We start from the raw sequence: 5,349 nt of genomic DNA, 5'->3' as shown, positions 1-5,349 counted from the left end.
CGGATGGTGTGTGGTTGTTCTTTGAGAACTCAACAGGGTGCTTGATAAGCCAGTGCCAATTTGATTTATACCCCGGACTGGCTGACTCTTCTTCGGGGGGGTTGGTTGGTTGGGATTCCTTTGGCAACACTTTTGTTGCCGGGAGATTGCTGTTCGACAAGTTTTTGTTGGAGAGTTTGATCCTGGCTCAGGACGAACGCTGGCGGCGTGCTTAACACATGCAAGTCGAGCGGAAAGGCCCTTCGGGGTACTCGAGCGGCGAACGGGTGAGTAACACGTGAGCAACCTGCCCTAGGCTTTGGGATAACCCCGGGAAACCGGGGCTAATACCGAATAGGACTGCTGGTCGCATGACTGGTGGTGGAAAGTTTTTCGGCCTGGGATGGGCTCGCGGCCTATCAGCTTGTTGGTGGGGTGATGGCCTACCAAGGCGACGACGGGTAGCCGGCCTGAGAGGGCGACCGGCCACACTGGGACTGAGACACGGCCCAGACTCCTACGGGAGGCAGCAGTGGGGAATATTGCACAATGGGCGGAAGCCTGATGCAGCGACGCCGCGTGAGGGATGACGGCCTTCGGGTTGTAAACCTCTTTCAGCAGGGACGAAGCGTGAGTGACGGTACCTGCAGAAGAAGCGCCGGCCAACTACGTGCCAGCAGCCGCGGTAAGACGTAGGGCGCGAGCGTTGTCCGGATTTATTGGGCGTAAAGAGCTCGTAGGCGGCTTGTCGCGTCGACCGTGAAAACTTGGGGCTCAACCCCAAGCCTGCGGTCGATACGGGCAGGCTAGAGTTCGGTAGGGGAGACTGGAATTCCTGGTGTAGCGGTGAAATGCGCAGATATCAGGAGGAACACCGGTGGCGAAGGCGGGTCTCTGGGCCGATACTGACGCTGAGGAGCGAAAGCGTGGGGAGCGAACAGGATTAGATACCCTGGTAGTCCACGCTGTAAACGTTGGGCGCTAGGTGTGGGGGGCCTCTCCGGTTCCCTGTGCCGCAGCTAACGCATTAAGCGCCCCGCCTGGGGAGTACGGCCGCAAGGCTAAAACTCAAAGGAATTGACGGGGGCCCGCACAAGCGGCGGAGCATGCGGATTAATTCGATGCAACGCGAAGAACCTTACCTGGGTTTGACATGGCCGCAAAACCGGCAGAGATGTCGGGTCCTTCGGGGGCGGTCACAGGTGGTGCATGGCTGTCGTCAGCTCGTGTCGTGAGATGTTGGGTTAAGTCCCGCAACGAGCGCAACCCTCGTTCGATGTTGCCAGCGCGTTATGGCGGGGACTCATCGAAGACTGCCGGGGTCAACTCGGAGGAAGGTGGGGATGACGTCAAGTCATCATGCCCCTTATGTCCAGGGCTTCACGCATGCTACAATGGCCGGTACAATGGGCTGCGATACCGTGAGGTGGAGCGAATCCCAAAAAGCCGGTCTCAGTTCGGATCGGGGTCTGCAACTCGACCCCGTGAAGTCGGAGTCGCTAGTAATCGCAGATCAGCAACGCTGCGGTGAATACGTTCCCGGGCCTTGTACACACCGCCCGTCACGTCACGAAAGTCGGCAACACCCGAAGCCGGTGGCCCAACCCCTTGTGGGAGGGAGCCGTCGAAGGTGGGGCTGGCGATTGGGACGAAGTCGTAACAAGGTAGCCGTACCGGAAGGTGCGGCTGGATCACCTCCTTTCTAAGGAGCACCATCCGGCGAAAGTCGGTATGGAGCCCGCGGCCCGCGAATGTCGGGTCGGGGTGCTCAATGGCGGAGACACTGGCGAGTTCGGTTCTGGCAACGGCCATCGTGATCTAGTACGACCAGCGTGCTGGTAGGGAACGGTCTGGTGGTGCGGCTGGAGCGGAATGTTTAGCACCCTGTTGGGTCCTGAAAGAACAACCCGTGGGTTGTCCTTTCGGAATCATGTGCCAGGCATGGCCTGGTGTGGCATACCGCCGGCGGTTGTCGGGTTTGGTGTCGCACTGTGGGGTTGTGGGTTGGTCGTTTGTTGAGAATTGCACAGTGGACGCGAGCATCTTTGTGGTCAAGTTGTCAAGGGCGAACGGTGGATGCCTTGGCACCAGGAGCCGATGAAGGACGTGGGAGGCCGCGATAGGCCTGGGGGAGCTGTCAACCGAGCTGTGATCCCAGGGTGTCCGAATGGGGAAACCTGGCTGGAGTCATGTCCAGTCACCCGCACCTGAACACATAGGGTGTGTGGGGGGAACGCGGGGAAGTGAAACATCTCAGTACCCGTAGGAAGAGAAAACAAAGAGTGATTCCGTGAGTAGTGGCGAGCGAAAGCGGATGGAGGCTAAACCGGCTGCGTGTGATACCTGTCAGGGGTTGCGTGGTCGGGGTTGTGGGACCCTGCTACATGAGCTGACATGCACTCGAGGAGTTACAAAGTCAGTGGCTAGTCGAACAGTCTGGAAAGGCTGACCGTAGACGGTGATAGTCCGGTAGGTGAAAGTTGCTGATCTCCTGTGGGTGTTCCCGAGTAGCGGCGGACTCCTGAAATCTGCCGTGAATCTGCCAGGACCACCTGGTAAGCCTAAATACTTCCTGGTGACCGATAGCGGACGAGTACCGTGAGGGAATGGTGAAAAGTACCCCGGGAGGGGAGTGAAATAGTACCTGAAACCGTTCGCCTACAATCCGTCGGAGCCTTTCGGGGTGACGGCGTGCCTTTTGAAGAATGAGCCTGCGAGTTAGTGGCATGTGGCGAGGTTAACCCGTGTGGGGGAGCCGTAGCGAAAGCGAGTCTGAATAGGGCGATTCAGTCGCGTGTCCTAGACCCGAAGCGGAGTGATCTAGCCATGGGCAGGCTGAAGCGCGGGTAAGACCGCGTGGAGGGCCGAACCCACCAACGTTGAAAAGTTGGGGGATGACCTGTGGTTAGGGGTGAAAGGCCAATCAAACTCCGTGATAGCTGGTTCTCCCCGAAATGCATTTAGGTGCAGCGTCGCGTGTTTCTTGCCGGAGGTAGAGCACTGGATGGTCTAGGGGGCCCACAAGCTTACCGAAATCAGCCAAACTCCGAATGCCGGTAAGTGAGAGCGCGGCAGTGAGACTGCGGGGGATAAGCTTCGTAGTCGAGAGGGAAACAGCCCAGATCACCAGCTAAGGCCCCTAAGCGTGTGCTAAGTGGAAAAGGATGTGGGGTCGCATAGACAACCAGGAGGTTGGCTTAGAAGCAGCCACCCTTTAAAGAGTGCGTAATAGCTCACTGGTCAAGTGGTTCCGCGCCGACAATGTAGCGGGGCTCAAGTACACCGCCGAAGCTGTGGCACTCACACAATGACTTCGCGAAGTTCTTCGGAGCTTCGTGCAGGTGTGTGGGTGGGTAGGGGAGCGTCGTGCCGGGGGTGAAGCAGCCGAGTGATCGAGTTGTGGACGCGGCACGAGTGAGAATGCAGGCATGAGTAGCGAAAGAAGGGTGAGAAACCCTTCCGCCGGATGACCAAGGGTTCCAGGGCCAGGCTAATCCGCCCTGGGTGAGTCGGGACCTAAGGCGAGGCCGAGAGGCGTAGTCGATGGACAACGGGTTGATATTCCCGTACCCGCGAAAGAGCGACCCTGATGAACCTCGTTGTGCTAACCACCCAAACCGGCGGCGACCTTCGGGTCAATGTTGGGGAGCGTGGGAACCTGGCGGGTAGTAGTCAAGCGATGGGGTGACGCAGGAAGGTAGCTGATCCCGGCCGGTGGTTGTGCCGGGGTAAGCGTGTAGGCCGTGCTGTAGGCAAATCCGCAGCACATGTAGGCTGAGACGTGATGCCGAGCCGATTCAGGTGAAGTCAGTGATCCTATGCTGCCGAGAAAAGCCTCTAGCGAGTTCTGAGCGGCCCGTACCCCAAACCGACACAGGTGGTCAGGTAGAGAATACCGAGGCGATCGGGCGAACTGTGGTTAAGGAACTCGGCAAATTGCCCCCGTAACTTAGGGAGAAGGGGGGCCGGAGACGTGAAGCCCCGCGCGGGTGGAGCGTTGTATGGCCGCAGAGAGCAGGGGGAAGCGACTGTTTACTAAAAACACAGGTCCATGCGAAGAAGTAATTCGATGTATATGGACTGACGCCTGCCCGGTGCTGGAACGTTAAGGGGACCTGTTAGCTCTTCGGGGCGAAGCGGAGAACTTAAGCGCCAGTAAACGGCGGTGGTAACTATAACCATCCTAAGGTAGCGAAATTCCTTGTCGGGTAAGTTCCGACCTGCACGAATGGCGTAACGACTTCCCCACTGTCTCAACCACAGGCCCGGCGAAATTGCATTACGAGTAAAGATGCTCGTTACGCGCGGCAGGACGGAAAGACCCCGGGACCTTTACTATAGCTTGACATTGGTATCCGAATTAGCTTGTGTAGGATAGGTGGGAGCCGGTGAAGTCCATACGCCAGTATGGGTGGAGGCAATCTTGAAATACCACTCTGGTTGATTTGGGTATCTAACTTCGGACCGTGATCCGGTTCAGGGACAGTGTCTGGTGGGTAGTTTAACTGGGGCGGTTGCCTCCTAAAGGGTAACGGAGGCGCCCAAAGGTTCCCTCAGCCTGGTTGGCAATCAGGTGTTGAGTGCAAGTACACAAGGGAGCTTGACTGTGAGACTGACAGGTCGAGCAGGGACGAAAGTCGGGACTAGTGATCCGGCACTTGCGTGTGGAAGCGGTGTCGCTCAACGGATAAAAGGTACCCCGGGGATAACAGGCTGATCTTCCCCAAGAGTCCATATCGACGGGATGGTTTGGCACCTCGATGTCGGCTCGTCGCATCCTGGGGCTGTAGCAGGTCCCAAGGGTTGGGCTGTTCGCCCATTAAAGCGGTACGCGAGCTGGGTTTAGAACGTCGTGAGACAGTTCGGTCCCTATCCGCCGTGCGCGTAGGATACTTGAGAAGGGCTGTCCCTAGTACGAGAGGACCGGGACGGACGAACCTCTGGTGTGCCAGTTGTCCCGCCAGGGGCACGGCTGGTTAGCTACGTTCGGAAGGGATAACCGCTGAAAGCATCTAAGCGGGAAGCTCGCTTCAAGATGAGGTATCCCACCACCCTTTGGGTGGGTAAGGCCCCCAGCTAGACGACTGGGTTGATAGGCCGGAAATGTAAGCCCGGTAACGGGTTCAGTTGACCGGTACTAATAGGCCGAGGACTTGACAACAAGGCTGCTACGCGTCCACTGTGCAACTCACAGCAAACGAACAACAGACCACTGTGTGGTGTTGTTTGATATGTTGATAGAGTTACGGCGGTCATGGCGGAGGGGAAACGCCCGGTCACATTCCGAACCCGGAAGCTAAGCCCTCCAGCGCCGATGGTACTGCACTCGTGAGGGTGTGGGAGAGTAGGACACCGCCGGACAATCTTCCA

General features: G+C 57.9%; 3 rRNA genes. All 3 read left to right on the top strand.

Annotation, left to right across the window (positions count from 1 at the left end):
* The first annotated feature begins 164 nt into the window (after positions 1–164).
* A 16S ribosomal RNA gene (locus DLJ47_RS30215) occupies positions 165–1,681 on the top strand.
* A gap of 347 nt (positions 1,682–2,028) precedes the next feature.
* Positions 2,029–5,140, top strand: a 23S ribosomal RNA gene (locus DLJ47_RS30210).
* 83 nt (positions 5,141–5,223) lie between these two features.
* Positions 5,224–5,340: ribosomal RNA gene (rrf, locus tag DLJ47_RS30205) — 5S ribosomal RNA — on the top strand.
* The 16S, 23S and 5S rRNA genes sit together here, the layout of an rRNA operon.
* Positions 5,341–5,349: the final 9 nt, after the last annotated feature.

It is taken from the genome of Micromonospora sp. S4605 (assembly GCF_003176715.1).
GTDB lineage: Bacteria > Actinomycetota > Actinomycetes > Mycobacteriales > Micromonosporaceae > Micromonospora > Micromonospora echinaurantiaca.
This window is presented reverse-complemented; position numbering and strand designations above follow the sequence as displayed.